Below are 25,242 nucleotides of genomic sequence, written 5' to 3' on the forward strand. Positions count from 1 at the left end.
TAATTTTAATAACTTCATTTATATTTAATACGTATTTACGGTATTGATTTTATAAAATTTTCAAGAGCTTCCTTCCACTCTCTCATATCGTCCCCAACTGTTGCTCTTAACATCATATTATCAAGTGATGAGTACTCTGGTCTTTTGGCTGGAGTTTTATATTCTTGTGAAGTGCACGGATTAACTTTGCATTTTCTATTTGAAAGAGCCATTATCTCTTTAGCAAATTCATACCAACTACATTCACCTTTTCCTGTACAATGATAAACTCCATATTCTTCTGTTTCTATAAGTTTTAATATATGATAAGCTAAATCATTAGCATTAGTTGGATTTCCCCTTTGATCATTTACTACATTTAAGACTTCCTTTTCTTCACCAAGTTTCATCATAGTATAAACAAAATTTTTACCAACTCTTCCATAAAGCCAAGCCGTCCTAACTATAAAATACTTACTTGAAAAATCCCTTACATAACTTTCACCTAAAAGCTTAGTTTTTCCATAAACACTATAAGGAGCTGTTAAATCAAATTCAGTTAATGCCTTAATACCTTGTCCACTAAATACATAATCTGTGGAAACTTGAACAAGTTTAGCATCTATTTTTTCACAAATTATAGCTAAATTTCTAGGACCTAATGCATTTATCTTAAATGCTAAATCCACATTCGATTCACATCCATCAACATTTGTAGCTGCAGCACAATTTATAACAACATCTGGTTTTTCTTTTTCTAAAACCTTTTTTACACTTTCAAAGCTTGTTATATCCAAATCCTCAACATCTAAAGCTATAACTTCATACTCTTTCACTCTTTCAGGCATATTACAAATATCGCATTTACCACTTTTTATTATGTCTTGTAACTCATTACCTAATTGACCTTTAGAGCCAGTTATTAAAATTTTCATAATTTCACTCCTCATTTGAATCATCTTTTATATAAAACTAATGAAATTTAATATACAAAAGGTATTTCTAATTCTTTTAATGTTTTTTGATTTTTATCCTTCTCTGATAATAATATTTCTTCAATGTTTTCTAATGGCCACTGTATATTTACATCTTTATCATTCCATAAAAGCCCACTATCATATTTTGGTGAATAAATATTTGTACATTTATAATTAAACACAGCCTCTTCCGATAGAACTAAAAAACCATGAGCAAAACCTTCTGGAACATAAAATTGTCTTTTATTTTCTTCACTTAAACAAACACCTTCCCATTGTCCAAAAGTAGGTGATCCTTTTCTTAAATCTACTGCTACATCAAAAACTTCTCCTTTAGTTACCCTAACTAACTTTCCTTGAATGTTTTTAGTTTGAAAGTGAAGCCCCCTTAAAACACCCTTTTTAGATTTTGACTCATTATCTTGTACAAACGTCATTGAAAGTCCTGCCTCTTCAAAATCTTTTTTATTATAACTCTCCATAAAATAGCCCCTACTATCTCCAAAAACTTTAGGTTCTATTATATATAAATCTTTTATCTTAGTTTCTATAAATTTAAAATTCCCCATTCATAGCTCCCCTTACATTAAAATTTAACTGTATTTAAATTTTCTACTATATCTTTATGCTTAACTTCTTCTATAATATCCATTAAATATTTTCCATAGCCTGTTTTCATTAAAGATTTCGCTCTTTCTTCAACTTGATTCTTTGTTATCCATCCATTTCTATAAGCTATTTCCTCTAAACATGCTATATAAGTTCCTTGCGTATTTTGAACTGCCTCCACAAAATTTGATGCTTGAAGCATTGCTGTATGAGTTCCAGTATCAAGCCACGCCATACCACGCCCTAAAAGATTTACCCTTAAACTTTTCTCTTCCATATAAATTCTATTTAAATCAGTTATCTCAAGTTCTCCTCTTTCTGATGGCTTTAATGTTTTTGCCTTTTCAATTACAGAATTATCATAAAAATAAAGCCCTGGAACTGCATATTTTGATTTTGGTTTCTCTGGTTTTTCCTCTAAAGAAATAACATTTCCACAATCATCAAACTCTACAACTCCAAAAGCTTTTGGATTTTGAACATAATATCCAAAGACCATTGCTCCACTCTTTAAACTTGCAGCTTCTTTTAAATGACTTGTGAAACTTTGTCCATAAAATATGTTATCTCCAAGAATCATTGCTACATTATCATCTCCTATAAACTCTTCTCCTATGATAAATGCTTCTGCAAGACCATTTGGTTTTTCTTGAATTTTATACTCTATACTAAGCCCCAAATCACTTCCATCTTTAAAAAGCTCCTTAAAGATTGGTAAATCTCTTTCTGTTGATATTATTAATATTTCCTTTATTCCAGCAAGCATAAGTACAGACATTGGATAATATATCATTGGCTTATCATATATTGGCACCATCTGTTTTGACATTGCTTTTGTAACTGGGTATAGTCTTGTCCCTGACCCACCTGCTAATATAATTCCCTTCATAACTTTATCCCCCTTATAGTTAATTATATTTTCTATCCCAATAATTTGAATTAGAAGAATATTTTTTTACTTTTTCTACTGAAAGTTTTTCATAATTTTGACCAAATTTATTCCCTAAAAATCTAGCTCCAAAATTAGGAATAATGTTAAAAAATGCTTTATAATTATTTTCTTTTATAGACTCCTTAACAACAAATTTTAGCAATTCTATCGCACTATCATTTGCCTTATAGTCTAAAAGATACGAATTATCCTTTAAAAATACTCCCTGGTCAAAATATCTTTTAAACAATGTTTTAAACTTATAATCGTGAGAATGAATTACACAAGCCTCAGCATTATACATTATCTTGTATCCATTATTTATAAGTTTATATGCTAGATACATATCTTCATTGGTTAAAAGGTCTAACCCATCATAACCATCTACCTTTTTATAAATATTCAAATTTACAGCTGACGCTGCATCTGAAAAGAAAAATGCTCTTATCCCAAGACTTTCTGTATCCTTTTTGCTTGTTATTCTAGATTCTTTAGGATAATTTTTCATTCTAGTATATTTTTCAATTGATTTATTATCACAAATTTGCCTTGAAAACGCAGCATCACATTTACTTTCATATATAGGTTTTGTGAGCTTATATAACCATTTATCATCATTTATTAATATATCCTGAGTTATAAATACACATATATCAGCATCTGATTCCATAGCCGCTTTTTCTCTAGTTAAACTATGAGAAAAATCCTTTGCTGTAACTACCGTATACTTACATTTTTTAAGCTTTTTTAACTTTGCCTCAGTATCATCTTTAGTATCTGTAAGAATATATTTTACCTCTTTTATTTCTACATCCTTTTGAGCAATTATCGATTTATGCAGATTATCTATATAATTACTACCTTCATATAAAGGACATATTATAGTTATTGACATATAATCTTACCCCCTTAACAATTCTTTTGCTTTTTTAATATCTTGCTCTTGTTTTTTAGACGAAATCATAATATAATCATCAGTTTCCACAATTATCAAATTTTCAACATCATTTAAGAGTATATTTTTATGCGTTAACACTATATTGTTCTTACAATTGTATAAAGTCCCCTGTGCTTTAAAAACATTTCCAACATCATCTTTATCACTATATCTCTCAACACTAGTCCAGTTTCCAACATCATCCCATCCACACTCGCAAGGAATCATATATATGTTTTTAGCTTTTTCTAAAATACCATAATCAATGGAAATTGCATTTGTGTTTTTATAATTTTTATTAATCTCACTGTAAATCTTATTATCTTCAATATCTAATAAAAAAGACAATGCATTATATGTTTTGGGTAAATGCTCTCTAATTAAAGATATTATGTTATTCACATTCCACAAAAACATTCCACTATTCCACAAATACTCATTGCTTTCAAAATATTCTCTTGCTTTATTAAAAGTAGGTTTTTCAATAAAAGATTGAACCTTCTTTACATTACCATCAAAAAACTCCTTGTCTATTTTTATATATCCATAACCTGTTTCAACTCTATTTGCCTTCATTCCTAAAGTTATAATTGCATTCTTGTTATTTTCTAAAAATTCATTAGCTTCTTTGATGCTTTGCAAAAATTTTTCTTCATCTCTTATTAAATGATCTGAAGGAAGTACTATCATGTTAGCATTTTTAAACCTTCTTTTTATCATTAAAGCAGATAGTGTAATACATGGGGCAGTATTTCTGCCTTCTGGCTCAACTATTATATTGTTAACATTAAGATTTGGAAGTTGATCTTTTACTAGCTCTACATAATTTTTTGTAGTGCACACAAAAATTCTACTTAATGGTATTTCCTTATTTATTCTATTTACTGTCATTTGAATCATTGTTTCCGAACCTAATAGTTTTAAAAATTGTTTTGGTTTATCAGCTGTAGAAAGGGGCCAAAATCTTGTCCCTTTTCCTCCAGCCATTATTAAAGCACATAACATATATTTTCCCCCCTAAACTGCTCCCTCTTTTCTTATTACAGATATAACGGTTTTTAATATTATCCTTATATCTAATAAAAAAGATCTATTGTCAATATAATACATGTCCATTTGTACTCGTTCCTCATAAGTCGTATCACTTCTTCCATTTGCTTGCCAAAATCCTGTAAGTCCTGGCTTTACACTAAATAGCTTGTCTGCACAAACTCCATACTTTTCTACCTCAGCTCTTACTATTGGTCTTGGCCCTACAACACTCATATCGCCTTTTATTATATTTAGAAGTTGTGGTAACTCATCTAAACTTGTTTTTCTTAAAAATCCCCCTATTTTTGTTATTCTTGGATCATCATCTAATTTGAAATTTTTTTCAAACTCCTTTTTCTGTTCTTCTGTAAAATTCTTAAAAATTTCCTCAGAATTTGATACCATTGATCTAAATTTATAAATTCCAATTATTTTTCCGTTTTTCCCAATCCTTTTATGCGAGAAAAATATAGGTCCTTTAGAATCTAGTTTTACCAGAATTGCTAATACTATAAATAGTGGCAATAAAAACAAAATACCTATGCTCGCACTAATAATATCAAAACTTCTCTTGAAAAAATTATAAACTAAAAAGCTCTTATTGCTTATTTTAGAATTTAATTTAATCTCCTTTATATTCTGCATAAATCCTCCTAATTTAACTTTTCCCTTTAATTTATTTAAATTACATATAGAGTATTATTAACAAAATTAAATTATATATGTTAATTTTTATGATATAATTCTAACATTTTTTATTAAAAAACTTAACTTAAATGTTTCCTCATTATTCTACATATATGTAATTTTTTTCTTTTTTTATCAATACATAAAATATCATTGCGTAATATAATTAAATTAATAGATGATTAATTCTTGTACAGTAGCTAATTAATAATATATTAACATTTGCTTTGAATTGATTTAAAATTAAATAATTCTATTTTATGTATATAATATCATAAAATAGTATATATTCACAACTATTACCATAAATAAAAGGAACAAGCTATTGTTAATAATATATAAACATAAAATCATTTATATATTATTAATTCAATTTCTAACTTGTTCCTTTGCTTATTATATTAAACTTTCACTTATTTTTATCTTTTAAATATACTTTTATTACTTTATAAATTTATAAATTACATTAGCTATTCCATCTTCATTATTAGTCTTTGTTATATAATTTGCTATTTTCTTTGTCTCCTCTGTTCCATTTCCCATAGCAACACCAAGACCTGCATATTCTATCATATGGTGATCATTTTCAGCATCTCCACATGCTATTATTTCTTCTTGTTTTATATTCAAATATTCTGCTAATTTTCTTAAACCTTCACCTTTATTACATGATTTACTTAAAAATTCTAAAAAGTATGGTGTGCTTCTAACAACTGTATACCTATCATAAACCTCTTTTGGTAATCCCTTTACCGCTCTTTCTAAAACTTCTGGTTCATCAACCATCATAACCTTTATTATAGGTTCTTCTGAGTCAACTTCTTCAACCGCTTTTATAGCAATATTTATTTGATTTAATCTAGCTTCAACCTCACTATATTTACTCATCTTTGGAGTATGACACCCATACAAAGAAAATGCATGAATATTCACTCCTAAATCTTTGCTTATTTCATAAAGATATTTATAATCAGCACCCTTTATCGCATCTTTGCTTATAGCCTCTTTCGTTTTGGCATTTCTAACAAGTGCACCATTAAAACTTAATACATAATCATCTTCTGATATTAAATTTAATTCCTCTAAATATCTTTCTACTCCATCAATTGGTCTACCAGTTGCAATAACAACTCTAACCCCTTTATCTGTTGCATATTTTAAGGCTTCTTTTGTTTTAGCTGAAACCTTTTTCTCACTATTTAATAAAGTTCCATCCATATCTAATGCTATTAACTTATACATATTATCCTCCACTATTATTCTAATAATCTCTAAATATTATATCACTTACATTTAATTATTAATATTTTAATTTAAATACTTATAACAAATTTAAATTAAGTATAAGGAACAAAATCTGTATTTACTAGGACAAGAATTATGTAAAATATAGTGTTATATAATTGAAAATTTAAGAATAAATTGTTATAATTTATATGTTTATTAGATTATTAGAAAAGGAGTCATTATGTTCAAAATAATTAAAAGTTTCAATAATAATGTTATTCTCTGTACTGATATCTACAATAAAAATGAGTATATACTTTTAGGCAAAGGTATTGGTTTTAATGCAAAACCTGGTACATCATTTGAAGCTACAAACAAAATAGAGAAGACTTTTATAGTTCATAATGATAAAAAAGATAATCTTAAGGAGCTTTACAATTCTTTAAATCCTAACTTTATAGGAGTTGCAACAGAAGCTTTATCTATACTAACTGAGCATATAGATTGGAGTTTAAATTCTAAAGCGTATATTGCTCTTTTAGACCATTTAGTTTTTGCTATAGAAAGATATTATGAGGATATTTTCCTTGAAAATCAATTTAAGCATGAGCTTAAAACTTTATTTGATAATGAATGGCTTTTGGCTGAAAAAGCTATAAATTTTATAAATTCTTCTTTATCAATCCAGCTAAATGATGATGAAATTGCCTTTGTAACTATGCATATAAACGGAATATTAAATAAAACATCACCTATTGATGGTGGCAAAAATGCTATTATAATAAAAAATTCTATTAATTTTTTAGAAGATAAACTTAAAATTGAAATAGATAAAAGTTCTATTTATTATAATAGATTAGCTATTCATATCAAACTTGCTTTAAACAGAGCAATTAAAAATTCTCATGAAAGTAATCCTCTTCTTGATAATATAAAAGAAAAACTACTACACTCTTATAATTTAGCTAAACTCTTAGGATCTTATCTTTTTGAAAATTATGAAATAAACTTAACTGATGAAGAAATTGGATTTATAGCACTCCATATCGATAGACTAGTAAAAAATTCAATTAGTTTTGAAAAATAAATTATAAATATTGGCATTTACAAGTTATTTTTTATATGTTATTATCTTGTTAAGATGATATGACGTGTTACTGATAATGCAGGCATGGGTCAAAATATTCACTTTACTTATAGTTAAAGTGAACGTTTTGACCCATTTTTTATTTTTTGGAATTATTTTAGTAATAAATTAAAAACCCTGTATTTAGTCACAATAATACTCATCAAAATTTAAGGGGGAAATTTTTATGCTACAATATTTACAACGAATTGGTAAAGCAATTATGCTTCCAATTGCTGCACTTCCAATTGCAGGTATACTTTTAGGTGTTGGTGGTGCCTTTTTAAGTATTGCATCTTTAACTGATGCTCCAGCTGTTTATCAACCATTAATAGCTTTTGTTAATATTCCTGTTGTAACCATAATTCTACAAGTTATGAATGATGTTGGTAACATAGTTTTTGGTAATTTACCTATTTTATTTGCAGTAGGTGTTGCTGTTGGTCTTGCAAATAGAGAAAAAGGAACTTCAGCTTTAGCTGCTATATTTGGCTTTTTAATAATGAACCAAGTTATAAGCACATTGCTTGGTCTTGGTGTAACTAGTCTTGGAGTTTTAACTCCAGATAATATTGCTGCTGGATATGAAAATTACGTTACTACATCTTTAGGTATATTTACTCTTAATATGTCAGTGTTTGGTGGTATTATAACTGGTGTTGTAACTGCACTACTTCATAATAAATTTTATGACATTCAATTACCTCCTGTTATAGGATTTTTCTCTGGAACTAGATTTGTTCCTATAGTTGTTTCACTTGCTATGGCTGTTGTTGGTGCTATTTTAGCATTCGCTTGGCCTTTTGTTCAAGATGGTATAGCTTTAATTGCACTTGGTGTTAATAATGCTGGAAGTATTGGAACATTCCTATATGGATTAATTGAAAGAGCATTAATTCCATTTGGTCTTCACCACATATTCTATACTCCATTTTGGTATAGTTCTTTTGTTGAAGGAAATGTTATTATTAACGGTTCTCAAACAGTTGTTGCTGGAGCAAACTACGCATACTTTGCTCAACTTGGAAGTATGCAAGATTTAGTTGGTGCATCATCTGCTACTATGGCAACTATCGTTAATGGTACTACAAGATTTATGGCTGGTAAGTTCCCATTTATGATGTTTGGTCTTCCTGCAGCTGCTTTCGCAATGTACAAAACAGCTTCTCCTACTAAGAAAAAAGTTGTTGGTTCACTTTTAGCATCTGCTGCTATAACTTCATTTTTAACTGGTATAACTGAACCTTTAGAATTTACATTCTTATTTGTTGCTCCAGTTTTATATGCAGTTCACTGTGTACTTGCAGGATTATCATTCTTCCTAATGGATATACTTCATGTATTTGTAGGTATGACTTTCTCTGGTGGATTTATTGATTTTACTTTATTTGGATTACTTCCAGCTGGCGCAGGAGTTGCTACTAATTGGTACATGATACTTGCAGTTGGGGCAGTTTACGCAGTAGTTTACTACTTCTTATTTAAATTCTTAATAGTTAAGTTTAACTTAAAAACTCCTGGTAGAGATGAAAATGAAGAAACTAAACTTTACACTAAAGCTGATTTCCAAGCTGCTAAAGGACAAGCTGCTGCAAGTAAATCTAATATTGCATCTGGAAATAATGAAATAGTTGAAAAAGCTCCTGCTGTTTTAGAAGCATTAGGTGGAGAATCTAATATAGTAAGTGTTGATGCTTGTATAACTAGATTAAGAGTTGAAGTTAAAGACAAATCTAAAGTTGATAAGGATAAACTTAAATCTTTAGGTGCTGCTGGTGTTATAGAAGTCGGCAAAGGAGTTCAAGCTATTTTCGGTGCTAAAGCTGATGGTTATAAAAATGAAATTAAAAAAATTATGAATATAGACTAATTCAAATAAAATGTTAGAAATAGTTTTAACTGTTTCTAACATTTTTTAATTTACACTAATTTTTAATATAATTATTATATAAATTAAATAATAATTTATTTTATTTAATAATTATTATATCATAACAATGATAAGCTATTGAAAGTGATTTTCATTAATGGTAAGATAAATATGTAATTCTATTAAAAATCAATCAATCATAGAAGATATTATTTGAAAGCGGTGAAACTTTGGACTTAAATGAAACTAAACGAATAGATAAAAATGCTCTTTTATTCACCTTATCATTTGGTGTTATGGGGGGTATTTTTGGATTAATAAATGATGCTTTTAGATCATATATAAGAATTGTTAATTCTGATGTATCTAAAAATTTTACTATTTATATAGGAATAGCAATGATTATACTTACTTTAGTTATAATCTCCATAAATAAATTCGGTTTTAAAAAAATATTAATTTTCTTAGAACTGTTAATTATGGTAGCATTTTTTACAGCTATAACTATTCCAAACTCATACATATTACCTCTTGACATAATAGCACTACAACTTGGATATAAAGCATTTAATTTTATAATAATACTAGTTATGGTATCTTATAGCTCAATAGGAAATCGAATATTTAGATTTGCAAGAGCTTTATTATTGTATGTTTTTATTGAAGCTATTGTATCAATGTTTGATGGTAAATTAGTTATCTACATATTTAAAAACTTCTTAAATATTACATATGCAAAAGCAGATCTTTTATCAAAAAATGTTGATAAATTATCTAGCTTACAATTACATAGTTACTTGATCTCTTATAAAATAGTAATAATCTTAGGTATACTTCTTACTATTTTTAGTCTATCTTTCTTATTATTCATAAAGGAAAAAGAGAGTGACTTCAGAGATCCAATACAATTTAATAATTGGAAAGAAAAAATAGGTGCATACATAGATTTTGGAATTTTTAAAGATAAATATATTATTATATGGATAATATACTCTACTCTTATGAGCTTAGATTCTACTCTAATTGCTCCTAATTTAGCAGTATATTTGAGTAATTACTTACATATTGAAAGAGGTGTTGTTTCAACATTAATATCAGCTAAAAGTTTTGGTGAAGTTTTACTTTTACTTATAACACCTTTCCTAGTTAAAAAATTAGGTGCTATAAAAGCTTTCTCACTACTTTTACTTTTCTCAGCACCGTTAATGCTACTTTTAACATTTGGTACTTCATTTGGTACATCTACAATACTTGTAATAGGTATTGCACTGTTTTTTAGATATGGGTTTACTATGGCTACACATCCAATACAAAACAGTTTAGAACTACTTCTTGTTAAGAAAAATTTAAGAGCCTTTTTAGTAGCATCAACAGTAGCACTTGATGGAATTATATCATCTTTTGTAGGCTTTTATGGAAAAAAAGTTTTTTTCTATAGTGCATCTGGATATCAAAGCTTATTTATGATATTTACTGTTGTATTTGTCATAAGTGCTATATTAATTTACTTTGGTTATAGAAAAAGATTTAAAACACTTTAATTTATATAAAAATATCACAAAGCTTATAGCTATAAGCTTTGTGATATTTTTATTTTTTGTGTTATAATAATCTTTGCTATTAGAAATAATCTATAATAATATATATCTTAAAGCAGATATTTTACTGTAAATAATTAATTTTTATATAAATTACTAAAATTTTATAATTAGGAGGAAAAGTTTTGAGTTTAATAGATGAAATAAAAAAAAGAAGAACCTTTGCTATAATCTCTCACCCTGATGCTGGTAAAACCACACTTACTGAAAAGTTCCTGTTATATGGAGGAGCTATAAGAATGGCTGGTTCTGTTAAAGCTAGAAAAGCTGCTACTCATGCAGTATCTGACTGGATGGAAATTGAAAAACAAAGAGGTATTTCTGTTACATCTTCTGTTATGCAATTTAACTATGATGGATATTGTATAAATATATTAGATACACCAGGACACCAAGACTTCTCAGAAGATACTTATAGAACACTTATAGCAGCTGATTCTGCTGTAATGGTTATTGATGGTGCTAAGGGTGTCGAAGATCAAACAAGAAAATTATTCCATGTTTGTTCTTTAAGAGAAATTCCTATATTTACATTCATAAACAAAATGGATAGAGAAACTAGAGATCCTTTTGAACTTCTTGAAGATATTGAATCAGAACTTGGTATAAAATCTTACCCTATGAATTGGCCAATTGGTGTTGGTAAAGATTTTAAAGGCGTTTACGACCGTAAAGAAGAAAAAGTTATTATTTTTGAAGGTGGAAATCATGGTCAAAATGAAGTTAAAGAAACTATCATTGATATAAATGATGAAAACATTCAAAATGTATTAGGGGAAAACCTTTATGAAAAACTTATGGAAGATATTGAACTTTTAGATATAGCTGGTGATGATTTTTCTGAAGAAAAGGTTAGAGTTGGAGAACTTACCCCAGTATTTTTCGGTTCTGCTTTAACAAACTTTGGTGTTGAACCATTTTTAAAGGAATTTTTAAACCTTACATCATCTCCTCTTCCTAGAAATTCTAGCATAGGAGAAATTGATACCTTTGAAGAACCTTTCTCTGCTTTTGTATTTAAAATACAAGCTAATATGAATAAAGCTCATAGAGATAGACTTGCATTTATGAGAATTTGTTCAGGTAAATTTGAAAAAGGTTTAGAAGTTAACCATGTTCAAGGTGGAAAAAAAGTTAAACTTACTCAACCTCAACAATTTTTAGCTCAAGATAGAGAAATCGTTGAGGAGGCTTATGCGGGAGACATAATTGGTGTATTTGACCCAGGAATATTTTCAATTGGAGATACTTTATGTGTAAACCCTAAAAAATTCAAATTTGACGGTATCCCAACATTTGCACCTGAACATTTCGCAAGAGTTAAACCTGTGGATACAATGAAAAGAAAGCAATTTATAAAAGGTGTAACTCAAATAGCACAAGAAGGTGCAATTCAAGTCTTTAAAGAACTTCATATAGGAATGGAAGAAATTATAGTTGGAGTTGTCGGCGTTCTTCAATTTGAAGTTTTAGAATTTAGGCTTAAAAGTGAATATAACGTTGATATAAAAATGGATAGATTACCATTTAGATATGTTCGTTGGATAGAAAATGATAATGTTGATGTTGATAAATTAAACCTTACATCAGATACTAAAAAAGTTAAGGACCTTAGAGATAGAAATCTTTTAATATTCCAAAATGATTGGGGTATTAGTTGGGCACTTGAACATAATTCTGGACTTATCTTATCTGATGTAGGAAAAGTTACTGATTAATCTAAACTTTATATAAATTTAAACAAAAAAAACAAATTACTAAATCTGCAAAATTTTAATTATGCAGATTTATGTAACTTGTTTTTTATTTTAAGTCTGCATTATATTCCTAAAACAATTTTCTCTATTGCTTTTCCAACTCCGTCGCATTCATTATTATCTGTTATATACTTTGCGGCTTCTTTAACATCTTTCCTTGCATTACCCATAGCAATTCCAAAACCTGCATTTTGTATCATTGATAAATCATTTTCACTATCTCCAATACAAATTATTTCATTTTCTTTTATTCCTAATATTTTTGCAAGTTGCTTTATTCCACTCCATTTGCATGTACCCTTTGGCATAACTTCAAAATTATTTGACCAAGAACTTACAACCTCTAAACCTTCTATTTCTCTCAATTCTTTTTTTGCTCTATTCAAAGCATCAATATTTTCATTTTCTATACATATAGCTTTCAAAATATCTCCTTCATTTTCTTTAAAAGCTTTATCTACATCTACATTTTCAAGTATTGTTATTTTATCTTCATTTCTTTTAGCTTTTCTGTTTGTTTGCTTATAGGCATGATTTTCATTTAATGTTTTTTCTAAGATTATTCCATTATATAAATTATAATAAACATTTAAATTATGTTTTTTAATAATAGAATCTATTACTTTAAGCTGGTCATAAGTTAATGCAGATTTATATATAATCTCTTCTTTATCTTGCTCTTTTATAAACCCTCCATTTGATGCAACTATTGGGGTTTCTATTCCAAGTAAATCTGCATAAATTTTAGCCGATTTAAATATTCTTCCTGTAGTTATAGCAACCACTATTCCCTTTTCTATTGCTTCTTTTATTGCTTTTTTATTTCTCTCACTTACTTCATGCTTGCTATTTAAAAGAGTTCCATCCATATCTATACAAATCATTTTATATTCCATAATTAAATTTATTGCTATATTTTAGCAATGTCCTCCTTTATTACAATATTTATTTTTTACTTTTATATAATTTGAATAATTAAAAATTAATATTACATATGTACTAACCTTATATTATCCAATTATTTATTAAATACATAATCATATTTTTTCTGTGGAATAATATTATTAAAATAATTGAAGGGAGGTCTTTTTAATGCAAAAAAATAAAGTTACAGAAAATACCAAAGTAAAGCATAATACCTATGCTCCAGATATGAGAAATTTTTTGGAACCAGCTCCTGAGGATTTAATTTCTGGGGAAGGTAAAACTAAAACAACTTTACCAGATCACACTAAAGACCCAATAGTATGTAACAATATTGCTTCTCAAGAATTTGATTATACTGACAATTTAATCGATAGTGGAAAGCTATAATATTACACAAACTAACTTTACTGTAAAGTAAATTAAACCACATTTGTACTAAAAGAGGCTGTATTATAAATAATACAGCTTCCTTTTATTAAATTTTATAAAATTCTTCAAAAGATTTTATACAATCACTATGATCCTTAACTGCCGCAAGTTCTCTTATTGAATGCATTGAAAGTATTGGAGTTCCCATATCAACTATTCTTATTGGAAGATGTGTTGAAGATATTGGTCCTATTGTTGAACCTCCTCTTAAATCTGACCTATTAACAAATCTTTGAACATTAACTCCAGCCTTTCTACATATCAATTCATAAGCAGTTGATGTGTCACTATCAGTTGCATAACTTTGAGATGCCGCAATCTTTATGACAGGTCCACCATTTAAAACTGGTCTTACAGTTGGATCATGTTTTTCAGGTACATTTGGATGAACTGCATGAGCTAAATCTGCTGATATTAAGAATGATTTAGAAACAGCTCTTAAAAAATCTTCTCTTCCCTTTCCAAGACCTAAAACTATTCTCTCTAAAATCATTGATAGCATTTCAGAATCTCCACCTTGTTTTGTAGAGCTTCCAACCTCTTCATTATCAGTAGCAATCATTATATTAGTAGCTAAATTTACATCAGCGCTAATTAAAGCCTCAATTCCAGCATGAACCATAGCTAAATCATCTAATCTTCCAGAAGATATAAATTCTTCATTTAATCCCATTAAACATCCTTTTTCATATTCATAAGGATAAAGTTCAAAATCTATAATAGCTTCCTTTGAAACATTTAATTCTTTCGCTAAAAGTTCTAAAAGATAATTTCCTTTTTCTAATTTTTCATTTATTAAAGATAGAAGTGGAAGAGTATCTTTTTGTCTATTTATCTTAAATCCATCATTAACTTCTCTATTCATATGAATTGCAAGATTTGGAATTACAAGAATTGGTCTTTTTATGTTCACAAGTTTACTAACTGGATATAGAGGATTATCTCCTTCTAAAGTAACTCTACCAGCTAAAGCTAATGGTCTGTCAAACCATGTATTTAATATTGGTCCTCCATAAACTTCTGTATTTAACTTAACATAAGCATTTTCAACTACAATATCTGGATTTGGTTTAATCCTAAATCCTGGTGAATCAGTATGAGCACCTACAAGTTTAAAACCATGCTCTGCCACATCACCATTTCCTACTTTAAAAGCTACAATAGCAGAATTATTTTTAGTTACATAATATTTTCCTTTAGGAACTAAACTCCATTTGTTCTCTTCTTTTAATTCTATAAATCCTTCTTTATTTAATCTATCTTTTACATTTTCTACAGCATGAAAAGCTGTTGGACTATTATAAGCAAAATCTATTAAATCAAGGGCAATTTCTCTTGAGTTATTCATAAAAATCTCCTTTCAAGTTTAATTAATCTATCTATACTTTAACACATATATCATTTTTAGTGAACTAACTATCCTATCTCTCTGTAATATTAACCAATCTTTACATAAGATGAACTTACATACCCTTCTATTCTCTTTCCATTAATATAATAAGCTATCTTTAACCATTTTCCATCTTCATTTAATATAATAACTTGTGATTTAGGTTTCAATGTTCCAATTACAGCATAATTAGTTCCCGCCCCTTTTCTTACATTTAAATTTGCATTTGTATTTGTCGTAACACCTGTTTTATAAGTTATCGTAGAACCCGAATTATTATTTGTATTATTGTTTGAAGAATTTCCCAAAATAGTTACATAAGACTTCGATACATATCCTTCTCTTCCATCATATTTAACTTTATAAAAACTATTCTCTTCACCCATTATAGTTACTTGCTTTCCATTATAAAGTCTATCTACTACCGAATAATTAGTTCCTGGACCTTTTCTTACATTTAATGATGTATCAACCTTTACAACTCCTACTTTAGTAGTCGCTTCTGTATTATTACCATTATTTACATTATTATCTTCATATCCATTATAAGCCTTCGCTTCTGTAATCAAATTATAAATTCGTTGTCCATAAGTATCATTGTTTTTAGCAGCATCAACTAATGAACTATATTTGCTTGTACTATATCCTGGAACAGCCCATTTCCCTGAAAGTTCTTCAACAGACTGTGCACTTCCTCTTGTTACATATTTAAATCTTGAATCAACTAAATCTAAAACCAAAGAATCTTTTGAAGCATAAGCTTTTAAATGTTGCACTTGTGCTCTTAACCCAAGTCTTGGAGTTTTAAATTTTTCCTTAACTCCAGCTGCTCCTGTTGCTCCAAGTCCAGCATAATTATTATCATTAGCATCAACTATTCCACCATATTGAAAATACCCTGTTTCCCAAATTGCTTGAGCTATAACTATATCTGGTCTAACCTTTTCGATATTAGCCTCTTCATAAGCTAAATCCACAAATTCATCTATGCTACAATTTAATTTATATACATAGCCTTTTTTTCTGCTATTTCATTAAAATATTTTTTAAATCCCTCCTTGCTAACCTCTGCATTCCCCATTATGCTGTGAGTTTGATAATATATTTGAGTTGATTTTTCTAATGAATCATCAATTGCAGGTCCATCTATATACATAGCATCATTATTATCTTTTATATCAATAATTTTTTCTTCTAAATTATCCTCTGCTAAAACACATGTATTATTTATAAAAATGCCTGTTCCTAAACCTAATATCATCATAAAACTACACAATTTTTTTCTTTTCATTGAATTTCCCCCTAATATTCAATTTTTAATATTTATATTGGTAAATTTAAATAATAGCATAAAATTTTATTAATATCCTTATAATATATTGTACCACAATTTGTATTAATTAAATTAATTTTGTAATATTTATGTATTATTTGATTATTTAAACAATTTATTTTCTAGATTTATATGTAAATAAACATGATTATTAAAATCATTCTTATTTAAGTAAATTTTTTCTAATTTTTTTATTTTTTTTTTAAATTTTAGTGTTTTATTTCATATATTAATGTTATAATAATGCTCATGTAGTTTAGGAAAAGGAGGAAATGATATGCTTTCAAAGCTATTAATTAAAATTTTTATTAAAAATTCTGAAAACATACAAGATAATTCTGTAAGAGATAAGTATGGATATTTTGCTGGAATAGTCGGTATTGTATTTAATCTTCTACTTTTTTTTATAAAATTATTTGTAGGAATCATCACTGGAAGTATTGCTGTTACAGCTGATGCATTTAACAATTTATCAGACACTATATCATCCATAATAACAATACTTGGATTTAGATTATCTAATCTTCCACCTGATAAAGAACATCCATTTGGACACGGTAGATCAGAATACATAGCATCCCTTATTATGTCTTTCATAATACTTATGGTTGGTTTAGATTTCGCAAAATCATCAATTACAAGAATACTAAACCCTACACCTGTTCATTTTGATATACTTGCATTTATTTTATTACTTATAACAATAATAGTTAAAATTTGGCTTAGTCTTTTTAATAGATTCGTTGGTAAAAAGATTAATTCAAAAGCTCTTGAGATATCAGCTTTTGATTCTCTAGGAGATGTTTTTGCTTCAAGTATAGTTTTAATTTCATTCGTTGTTGCAAGATTCACATCAATTCCTTTAGATGGGTATGTTGGACTTTTTGTATCATTGTTCATACTTTATGCTGGATACAAACTTTTAAGAGAAACAATAAGCCCACTTTTGGGGGAATCACCAGATCCAAAACTTGTAGATAGTATAAAAGAGGAATTGCTATCTTATGATTATATAACTGGTGTTCATGATTTAATAATTCACAATTATGGAGTTGGAAAATTCATGGCATCAATTCATGCTGAAATACCTGCTAATATAGATATAATGACAATTCATAATGTCATAGATTTAGCAGAACGTGAAATATCAGAAAAACTTAAAATAGTTTTAGTGGTTCATATGGATCCTATATCTATTGAGGAAAATGAAGTTAAATCAGCTAAAGAACTTATAGAAAAAATAATCAGCAAAAAACCTATAATAACATCTATTCATGATTTTAGGATTATTGGAAAAGGTGAAAAGAAAAGTTTAATTTTTGACGTTGTTATTAGACCAGATGATGCTCATAAAAAGATTTCAGATGATGAAATTATTCAATTTATATCTGAAGAAACAAAAAAAATACATAAAAATTATAAATGTATTATTACAGTTGATAGAGAGTTTATTTAACAGTCCTCTTTTTATTAAATTGTGATTCTATAAAAATTTAAAAATCAATATTTGTAATAAAATTTGTGTAAAATAAAATTCTAAGAATAAACATCTTAGAATTTTATTTTATCTTAATTAATTATTTTTATATTTTTTTCTTTCATTAATTATAATCAACATAAGTATACAAACACCTATTATTGTTAAGCCTGCGCCTTTATAAATACCATCTGGAATAAATACAAGTTTTATGTTTTGAGTTCCTTGATTTAATTTTATCTCCATGAAGTTATATTTAGAAAGAATCTTAACTTTTTTACCATTTATATAAGCGCTCCACCCACTATCATATGGTATTGATAAGAACAATATATTGTTATTTCCTTGTGCTGTTACAGTACCTGTTATTTGTGTATTTGTAACCTCTAAATCTTTTATCGAATTATTCTTCAATGTATCAATGCTTTTTGCAAATGTACTAACATTTAATCCATAAAATTGAATATGACTTATTACAAAATCATTATCAACTAATTCTAATTGAACTGTTACATTTTCTCCAGCCTTAAAATAACCTAAGCTTATTATTCCATTGTTCCATGAACCACCATAGGTGCTTATTTTTTTACCATTTACATAAAGATAAACCGCTCTTTGAATTCCATCATTTAAATCCATATAAAGCTCTTGATTCTTCGCATTCATAATATTAAACGTTAGAACTCCAGTCTCCTTATCATTTATTTTCTCCACAGCCAGCTTACTCTCTCCATCTGCAACTATCTGAGCATTACGTAGGCTTATTGTATAATCTGAATCAGCTGGTTCTAAATACTCCTTATAATTTGCAGTGTTGATTTCATTTCCAAGCATACTATTTAAAAATAAATTATTATTTACAAACATATTTGATGTAAAATCTATATTTTTATCCATAAAACCGCTGTTTACAACATAACCTATTGGAAGAGAATATTTATATTCATTAATTACTTTTCCATATCCCTCAGCAACTTCAGTATATAAATCACCTAAATAATTATTAGCCATTACATATTTTACTCCAAGTAACGAATTTAAAATAGCAGTAGTACCTGAATACGTAGTTGCTAAATTAACTCCTGCATTACCAAGTCCCAAATCATAATGCAAAAACTCTCCTAAAGGTTGATATGTAAATGAAGTAAACGATGCTATATTATTATAATCTAAAGCCATCCCTCTATTATATCTTCCATCAACTTCAGCCATTCTATAAAAACTAGTATCTTTTTCTTTTATTTCATTTACTAAAGGTTGAGAACTTATAATATTAGAATATACTTTGCTTCCTATAGAGCCCACATCAGCATTTATATCACTTATATATAAAGCTGAACTTAGTGTTAATTCTCCAAATATCATTATTATCATAAAAATTGAAACATTTTTCTTTAAGTCAGGTCTATTTTTATACAGATATAAAAGCACTACATATATTATCACCATTACTATATTACCTGCAATTACAAGCATTCCGCCTGCACCTACATAAGTAAAAAGTAAATATACAAGTATGCAAATTAAAATAACTCCTGATATTATTATACTTTTATTTGAACTGTATTTAATGTTTACAAATTCTTTATATGCATAACTTAACATCATAAAAGAATACACAAAAGAAAATCTAAACATATACCATATAGGAGTTTCAAACCCTTGCCATGCTAAATCTACTATGGGTACTGTAAAACTTATAAACATCCCAACGTACATTAAAAGACTTATAATCTTTTCCTTTTGAGATATCTTTTTATTAAAAAAATATGGAATTAATAATATAAGTGGAATAAGCCCTATATATATATTGGGTTGACCATAGGAAATTGCTTCATATGTACCTGCAAAAAATTTTGATAAAAATAAATTAAAATTAAATGTATTTATAGGATTGCTAAGATATATCTGTGTTCCTGTATTTTTAATAGCAAAATATGTAGGAACAACTAATATACCAGAAATAAGAGCTGCAACAACAGCTGAAAATAAAAACCTAGCTAATGCTTTAATGAATTTTTTCCAATCTGTTACTTTATTTTCTGTAAAATATCTAGATAAAAAATAAAGCAAAGCAAATCCACCAACCATATATGATATATAAAAGTTATCTAATATCATAATAGCTAAAAATACAATAAAAAATGTTTTTTTCTTTTCTTTTATTAATTTTTCAACGCCTATTAAAACAAGTGGCAGAAGAATCACTCCATCTAGCCACATTATATTTAAATAATACATTACAACATATCCCATTAAAGCATACATTGTTGAAAAAAATACTGTGTATATATTTATTTTTTTGTACATGTATTTTATAAATATAATAAATGTTAATGATGATAATGCTACTTTTATAAGTAACAAAGTCATCATAAAATTTTGCATATCGGATTTTGGGAAAAGTAAAACTAAAAATGATAATGGACTTGCTAAATAATAAGCAAAAATTCCTATAAATCCTCCACCCAAACTTAATTTCCATGAATATAATAATTGAGAAAAATCACCACTAGATAATATACTTTTGTATAATGAATAAAAATTTGCATATTGATTATACATATCTCCAATTAAGATACTTCTAAAACCAAAAGCTCCTGCCCCAATAATCGTAAAAGCTATGTAAAGTATTAAAGCTGGCGCTATCATGCCAATGATTAAATATTTTACAAAAGTTTTTTTCTCTGTTGATTTATTCATATTTTTCTCCTAATCAAAATCTCTAACCTTTTCTCCATTATATTCTTCAACAAAATATAAAGGTCTTCTCTTCGTTTCATTAAAGACTCTTCCTATATATTCTCCTATAATACCTAGAGATAATAATTGAACTCCACCTAAAAATAGTATAACTGCCATAAGTGATGGATATCCTTTAACAGCTTCACCCATTATTAAAGTTCTTGCTATTATTATTACTATATAAACAAAGGCACAAAAAGAAATTATAACACCTAAAAAGCTAGAAATTCTAAGAGGTTTAGTGGTAAAAGACGTTATTCCCTCTATTGCTAAATCTATAAGTTTCCAATAATTCCATTTAGTACTTCCCGCTACTCTTGGGTCTCTATCAAATAGTATTTCCTTTTTATTAAAACCTATCCAACTAAACATACCCTTAGTATATCTCTCTGATTCTCTAAATTTTCTAAGAGCATCTACACATCTTCTATCTAATAATCTAAAATCACCTGTATTTTTTTGAATAGGTATTCTAGTACTTTTTTGTAACATCTTATAAAAAAGAGATGATGTGAATTTTTTCATAAAGCTTTCCCCAGCTCTACTTTTTCTTTTAGCATATACATCGTCATATCCTTGTTCCCAATATTTTAACATCTCTTCTATAAGTTCTGGAGGATCTTGCAAATCAGCATCTAATATTATGCAACAATCGCCAGTTACATAATCTAATCCCGCTATCATAGCAGTCTCTTTTCCATAATTTCTTGATAAATTTATGTAACACATTCTTTTATCTCTTTTTCTTAGTTCTCTTAAAATATTTAATGTGTTATCTTTGCTACCGTCATTTATTAACAACACCTCAAATTCATAATTGTTTAATTTATTTATAACATTTTCCAACCTGTCATAGAGAGTATATAAAACCTCTTCTTCGTTATATGCAGGTATCAAAATACTGACCTTTTTCATTTTTTTCCTCCTAATATAACTTAATATTAAATTAAACTTATAATATTTAATGCTATTTCATAGCTATAAAGATGGCACCAATTATTATTAATATAATACCTATAACCTTCTCTTTATTAACCTTTTCTTTTAGCATCAATCTAGATATTATAATAGTCCATATATAAGTTATGGCTGTTAACGGCAACACTATACTGTATGGTAAATATTTTAAAGCTACTATGTTTAATACTGCTGCTATAACATATAATATTCCACCAATGTATAAATTTAAATTTAAAAACACACTTCTAAACACATTCTTAAAATCTAAATGAGCTGCTCCTTTTTTAAAAAAGAATCCACCTAAACTTCCCATCAGCGTCATAATTGGAAATAATAAATATATTTTATTCATTTTTACCTCCCCTAGCTATGGAAATAACTCCTGCTATTATAATCACAATTCCTATTAATTCCATAGGAGATACAACTTCACCCAAAAATATGTACCCAATTATAAGAGCAAATACATAGCTTACACACATAAGAGGCTGTATAACTGAAAGCTGTCCAAACTTAAGAGCCACTATCATGAGAAGAGCTCCTATTCCATACAAGAAAAATCCTATCAATAAATATAAAATATTTATACTGCTTATTTTCCAAAATAATTGTCCAAAAGATGTACAAACTGCTGACAGTATTATTAGAGTTATACCCAGTGTCATATTATTCTTTTTTTCCATACTACTTTTCTCTCCTATTTTTTTCACACTCTAAGTATTTCTTGTTTTCAATTTTAAATTAACAATTTTATAAATTAAAAGTTTTAATTTACATATTACTAACAAACCTATTTAATTATAACACTTATTTAAGATTTGCAACAAAAAAAAGTCTAAAAATGATACTAACTAGATTATTATATCATCTTTAGACCTTGAATTACTAACAGAAATGAATTTTTTTTGATAAATTATTAATTGTATCGTATATTTATAATATTTTAGATAAAAATTCTCTAGTTCTTGAATTTTTTGGATTAAAAAATATCTCATTTGGTTCACCTTTTTCAATAATTTTTCCATTATCCATAAAAATTATTCTACTTCCAACCTCCTTAGCGAAGCCCATTTCATGAGTTACAACCACCATAGTCATCCCATCTTTTGCTAATTGTTTCATAACATTTAAAACCTCTCCAACCATTTCTGGATCTAATGCAGATGTTGGCTCATCAAAAAGCATAACATCTGGCTCCATAGCCAATGCCCTTGCAATTGCTATTCTTTGCTTTTGCCCTCCTGATAATGAACTTGGATAACTATTTGCCTTGTCAGAAAGTCCAACCTTTGCTAGAAGTTCCATAGCTTTTTCAATAGCTTTTTCTTTTGATATCTTTTTGACCTTAATAGGTGCCATAGTTATATTTTCTAAAACTGTTTTATGTGGAAATAAATTAAACTGTTGAAAAACCATACCCATTTTTTCTCTTATTTTATTTATGTCACACTCTTTATTTGTTATAGATTTTCCTTCAAAAGTTATTTCTCCAGAAGTTGGTTTTTCTAAAAGGTTTAAACATCTTAAAAATGTACTTTTTCCAGAACCTGATGGTCCTATAAGCACTAAAACTTCACCTTTTTTAATATGCTCATCTATTCCTTTTAAAACCTGAGTCTCCCCAAAACATTTATAAAGGTTATTTACATAAAGCATCTGTATTCATTCTCCTTTCTATATACTTTATAACTCGTCCTAAAGTATAAGTTAATACAAAATAACAAATTGCTGAAATTATAAGTGGTTCAAAAGACCTAAATATTCTTCCAGTAACCTTATTTGCAGCATACATAAGTTCTGCAACTCCAATAGTTGATGCCATTGATGATTCTTTTATAACTGCTATAAACTCATTTCCAATGGCAGGTAATATATTTTTTATTGCCTGTGGAATAATTACCAAAAACATTGCCTTAGAATAATTCATTCCTAAACTTCTTGCAGCTTCTAATTGTCCTTTATCAACTGCCTCTATCCCAGCTCTTATAAGTTCTGATACATAAGCTGCTGAATTTAATGATATTGCAAGTATACCTGACGCTATGGCTGGCATATCTAAATTGAAAATTTGATCGGCTCCATAATATACAATCATTATCTGTAAATAAAGAGGTGTTCCACGTACCACTTCAATATAAGTGCTTGATAAAACTTTAAAAATATTTATTTTAAGTATAGTAAATTTGCTTTTTTTCATTGCATATAAAACTATTCCAAACAAAGTCCCCAAAAACACAGAAATTAAAGATATAAATAACGTTAATTTTATTCCATCTATAAAATACATATAGTAATCTGACAAAAAGCTAAAATCCATAAAACCCCTCCATATATGATTTCCAAATATTAATTAGAAACCATTGCATTTGCATTTACAACAAATTCATCTATTTTCCCGTTGCTTATTAACCCATCTATTATATTATTAACCTCATCTAATAAATCACTTGAGCCTTTTTTAACAGCAATAGCTGCCCCTCCGTCATCATACTTAACAGGTATTTCAGTTAAAAATAAATCTTCATTAGTAGTTAAAATTGTTTCAGCTACTGGTTTTTCAACTACTACCGCATCAATCTTTCCTGATTTTAATTCCGTAATTAATTGATCAACCTTTGTAAGCTCTGTTATATTAGCATTTTCTATTTGTTCTTCTGCTATCCTTGCTTGAATAGCTCCCATTTGAACTCCTATTTTTTTATTAGCTAAATCCTCTAAGCTCGTATAAATATTCTTATTTCTATCTAATACTAAAATAGATTGAACTGCTTTATAATATACATCAGAAAAATCAACACTTTTCTCACGCTCTGCATTAGGACTCATTCCTGATATAACCATGTCAATTTTTCCAGATTGAAGTGCAGCTAAAAGCATTCCAAAATCCATTTCTCTAATCTCAAGTTCTACCCCTAAACTGCTTGCTATTTCATTTGAAACATCAACATCAAAGCCTATAATTTGATCTTTTCCATCTATAATTGTATGAAATTCATAAGGTGCATAATCAGCACTCATCCCAACAACTAATTTTCTATTATCCCTTATATTATCTAAAGAACTTGACTTGCTAGATGATGTACTTGCAGTACCACTATTAGATGAACAACCTATCAATAAATTTAATGCAACACCCATTACAGATAAAGCTAAAACACCTCTAAAAAATCTCTTTTTTATTTTCATTTAAAATCCCCCACTTTTTTAATATTAACTATTAATAAGTTTATTAACTATCATCTTAATATATG

General features: G+C 27.8%; 24 protein-coding genes. 6 read left to right on the top strand and 18 right to left on the bottom strand.

What is annotated here, in order from left to right; all coding sequences use genetic code 11:
* Nucleotides 1–35 precede the first annotated feature (35 nt).
* The 7 genes from rfbD to yidA form a co-directional block, all read right to left on the bottom strand.
* On the bottom strand, nucleotides 36–914 hold the full coding sequence (gene rfbD, locus DR020_RS02285; RefSeq protein ID WP_112365155.1) for a dTDP-4-dehydrorhamnose reductase: 879 nt from the start codon (nucleotides 912–914) through the stop codon (nucleotides 36–38).
* Between the two features lie 47 nt (nucleotides 915–961).
* Complete coding sequence (gene rfbC / locus DR020_RS02290; protein ID WP_112365156.1) at nucleotides 962–1,525, bottom strand: dTDP-4-dehydrorhamnose 3,5-epimerase; 564 nt, start codon at nucleotides 1,523–1,525, stop codon at nucleotides 962–964.
* 17 nt (nucleotides 1,526–1,542) lie between these two features.
* A complete protein-coding gene (gene rfbA, locus DR020_RS02295) occupies nucleotides 1,543–2,454 on the bottom strand; it encodes a glucose-1-phosphate thymidylyltransferase RfbA (protein WP_112365157.1) in 912 nt (303 codons plus the stop codon).
* Between the two features lie 19 nt (nucleotides 2,455–2,473).
* Nucleotides 2,474–3,391, bottom strand: a complete 918-nt coding sequence (locus tag DR020_RS02300; protein ID WP_112365158.1) for a glycosyltransferase family 2 protein — start codon at nucleotides 3,389–3,391, stop codon at nucleotides 2,474–2,476.
* 6 nt (nucleotides 3,392–3,397) lie between these two features.
* A complete protein-coding gene (locus DR020_RS02305; protein WP_112365159.1) occupies nucleotides 3,398–4,438 on the bottom strand; it encodes a mannose-1-phosphate guanylyltransferase in 1,041 nt (346 codons plus the stop codon).
* 12 nt (nucleotides 4,439–4,450) lie between these two features.
* A complete protein-coding gene (locus DR020_RS02310; RefSeq protein ID WP_058992748.1) occupies nucleotides 4,451–5,110 on the bottom strand; it encodes a sugar transferase in 660 nt (219 codons plus the stop codon).
* 483 nt (nucleotides 5,111–5,593) lie between these two features.
* Nucleotides 5,594–6,394, bottom strand: a complete 801-nt coding sequence (yidA, locus tag DR020_RS02315) for a sugar-phosphatase (protein ID WP_112365160.1) — start codon at nucleotides 6,392–6,394, stop codon at nucleotides 5,594–5,596.
* A gap of 226 nt (nucleotides 6,395–6,620) precedes the next feature.
* Between yidA and DR020_RS02320 the strand changes: the two genes are divergently transcribed.
* The 4 genes from DR020_RS02320 (at nucleotide 6,621) to DR020_RS02335 (ending at nucleotide 12,691) form a co-directional block, all read left to right on the top strand.
* The gene (locus DR020_RS02320; protein WP_112365161.1) at nucleotides 6,621–7,466 is read left to right on the top strand and encodes a PRD domain-containing protein; all 846 of its coding nucleotides are present in this window, start codon (nucleotides 6,621–6,623) and stop codon (nucleotides 7,464–7,466) included.
* A gap of 226 nt (nucleotides 7,467–7,692) precedes the next feature.
* A complete protein-coding gene (locus DR020_RS02325) occupies nucleotides 7,693–9,375 on the top strand; it encodes a PTS transporter subunit EIIC (protein ID WP_112365162.1) in 1,683 nt (560 codons plus the stop codon).
* A 230-nt stretch (nucleotides 9,376–9,605) separates the two neighbouring features.
* The gene (locus tag DR020_RS02330; RefSeq protein WP_112365163.1) at nucleotides 9,606–10,916 is read left to right on the top strand and encodes a hypothetical protein; all 1,311 of its coding nucleotides are present in this window, start codon (nucleotides 9,606–9,608) and stop codon (nucleotides 10,914–10,916) included.
* Nucleotides 10,917–11,098: 182 nt separating this feature from the next.
* Complete coding sequence (locus DR020_RS02335) at nucleotides 11,099–12,691, top strand: peptide chain release factor 3 (RefSeq protein ID WP_055258155.1); 1,593 nt, start codon at nucleotides 11,099–11,101, stop codon at nucleotides 12,689–12,691.
* A gap of 101 nt (nucleotides 12,692–12,792) precedes the next feature.
* Here the strand turns inward: DR020_RS02335 and DR020_RS02340 are convergent, their stop codons facing one another.
* Nucleotides 12,793–13,626 (bottom strand): Cof-type HAD-IIB family hydrolase, encoded by an 834-nt coding sequence (locus DR020_RS02340; protein ID WP_112365164.1) that lies wholly within the window; start codon nucleotides 13,624–13,626, stop codon nucleotides 12,793–12,795.
* Nucleotides 13,627–13,822: 196 nt separating this feature from the next.
* Between DR020_RS02340 and DR020_RS02345 the strand changes: the two genes are divergently transcribed.
* Nucleotides 13,823–14,044 carry a hypothetical protein gene (locus tag DR020_RS02345; RefSeq protein ID WP_058992740.1) on the top strand — a complete coding sequence of 74 codons (222 nt, stop codon included), beginning with the start codon at nucleotides 13,823–13,825 and terminating at the stop codon, nucleotides 14,042–14,044.
* Between the two features lie 88 nt (nucleotides 14,045–14,132).
* Here the strand turns inward: DR020_RS02345 and DR020_RS02350 are convergent, their stop codons facing one another.
* The 3 genes from DR020_RS02350 to DR020_RS02360 all read right to left on the bottom strand — a co-directional run bounded on the left by DR020_RS02350 (nucleotide 14,133) and on the right by DR020_RS02360 (nucleotide 16,767).
* Nucleotides 14,133–15,434, bottom strand: coding sequence for a M18 family aminopeptidase (locus tag DR020_RS02350; RefSeq protein WP_055258148.1), 1,302 nt, complete (start codon nucleotides 15,432–15,434; stop codon nucleotides 14,133–14,135).
* Nucleotides 15,435–15,523: 89 nt separating this feature from the next.
* Nucleotides 15,524–16,453, bottom strand: a complete 930-nt coding sequence (locus DR020_RS02355) for an SH3 domain-containing protein (protein WP_112365165.1) — start codon at nucleotides 16,451–16,453, stop codon at nucleotides 15,524–15,526.
* A 20-nt stretch (nucleotides 16,454–16,473) separates the two neighbouring features.
* Nucleotides 16,474–16,767: a hypothetical protein gene (locus DR020_RS02360; protein WP_112365166.1), complete on the bottom strand. Its 294-nt coding sequence runs from the start codon at nucleotides 16,765–16,767 to the stop codon at nucleotides 16,474–16,476.
* Between the two features lie 319 nt (nucleotides 16,768–17,086).
* Between DR020_RS02360 and DR020_RS02365 the strand changes: the two genes are divergently transcribed.
* A complete protein-coding gene (locus tag DR020_RS02365; RefSeq protein WP_112365167.1) occupies nucleotides 17,087–18,265 on the top strand; it encodes a cation diffusion facilitator family transporter in 1,179 nt (392 codons plus the stop codon).
* Between the two features lie 117 nt (nucleotides 18,266–18,382).
* Here DR020_RS02365 and DR020_RS02370 read toward each other — a convergent pair whose 3' ends face one another.
* From DR020_RS02370 to DR020_RS02400, 7 genes are all read right to left on the bottom strand, one after another.
* Nucleotides 18,383–20,989, bottom strand: a complete 2,607-nt coding sequence (locus tag DR020_RS02370) for a YfhO family protein (protein WP_112365168.1) — start codon at nucleotides 20,987–20,989, stop codon at nucleotides 18,383–18,385.
* Nucleotides 20,990–20,998: 9 nt separating this feature from the next.
* On the bottom strand, nucleotides 20,999–21,946 hold the full coding sequence (locus tag DR020_RS02375; protein WP_055258140.1) for a glycosyltransferase family 2 protein: 948 nt from the start codon (nucleotides 21,944–21,946) through the stop codon (nucleotides 20,999–21,001).
* A 52-nt stretch (nucleotides 21,947–21,998) separates the two neighbouring features.
* Entirely contained in the window at nucleotides 21,999–22,343 is a 345-nt protein-coding gene (locus DR020_RS02380; protein WP_055258138.1) for an EamA family transporter, read from the bottom strand.
* Complete coding sequence (locus tag DR020_RS02385) at nucleotides 22,336–22,674, bottom strand: EamA family transporter (RefSeq protein ID WP_055258135.1); 339 nt, start codon at nucleotides 22,672–22,674, stop codon at nucleotides 22,336–22,338. Before DR020_RS02385 ends, DR020_RS02380 begins: the two co-directional genes overlap by 8 nt.
* 250 nt (nucleotides 22,675–22,924) lie before the next feature.
* On the bottom strand, nucleotides 22,925–23,647 hold the full coding sequence (locus DR020_RS02390; RefSeq protein WP_112365169.1) for an amino acid ABC transporter ATP-binding protein: 723 nt from the start codon (nucleotides 23,645–23,647) through the stop codon (nucleotides 22,925–22,927).
* Nucleotides 23,631–24,308, bottom strand: a complete 678-nt coding sequence (locus DR020_RS02395; protein ID WP_112365170.1) for an amino acid ABC transporter permease — start codon at nucleotides 24,306–24,308, stop codon at nucleotides 23,631–23,633. The genes DR020_RS02390 and DR020_RS02395 overlap by 17 nt, the downstream gene beginning before the upstream one ends.
* Before the next feature lie 29 nt (nucleotides 24,309–24,337).
* The gene (locus DR020_RS02400; RefSeq protein WP_112365171.1) at nucleotides 24,338–25,177 is read right to left on the bottom strand and encodes a transporter substrate-binding domain-containing protein; all 840 of its coding nucleotides are present in this window, start codon (nucleotides 25,175–25,177) and stop codon (nucleotides 24,338–24,340) included.
* Nucleotides 25,178–25,242 lie beyond the last annotated feature (65 nt).

Origin of the sequence: Sarcina ventriculi (assembly GCF_900456775.1) — a bacterium.
Lineage (GTDB): Bacteria > Bacillota > Clostridia > Clostridiales > Clostridiaceae > Sarcina > Sarcina ventriculi.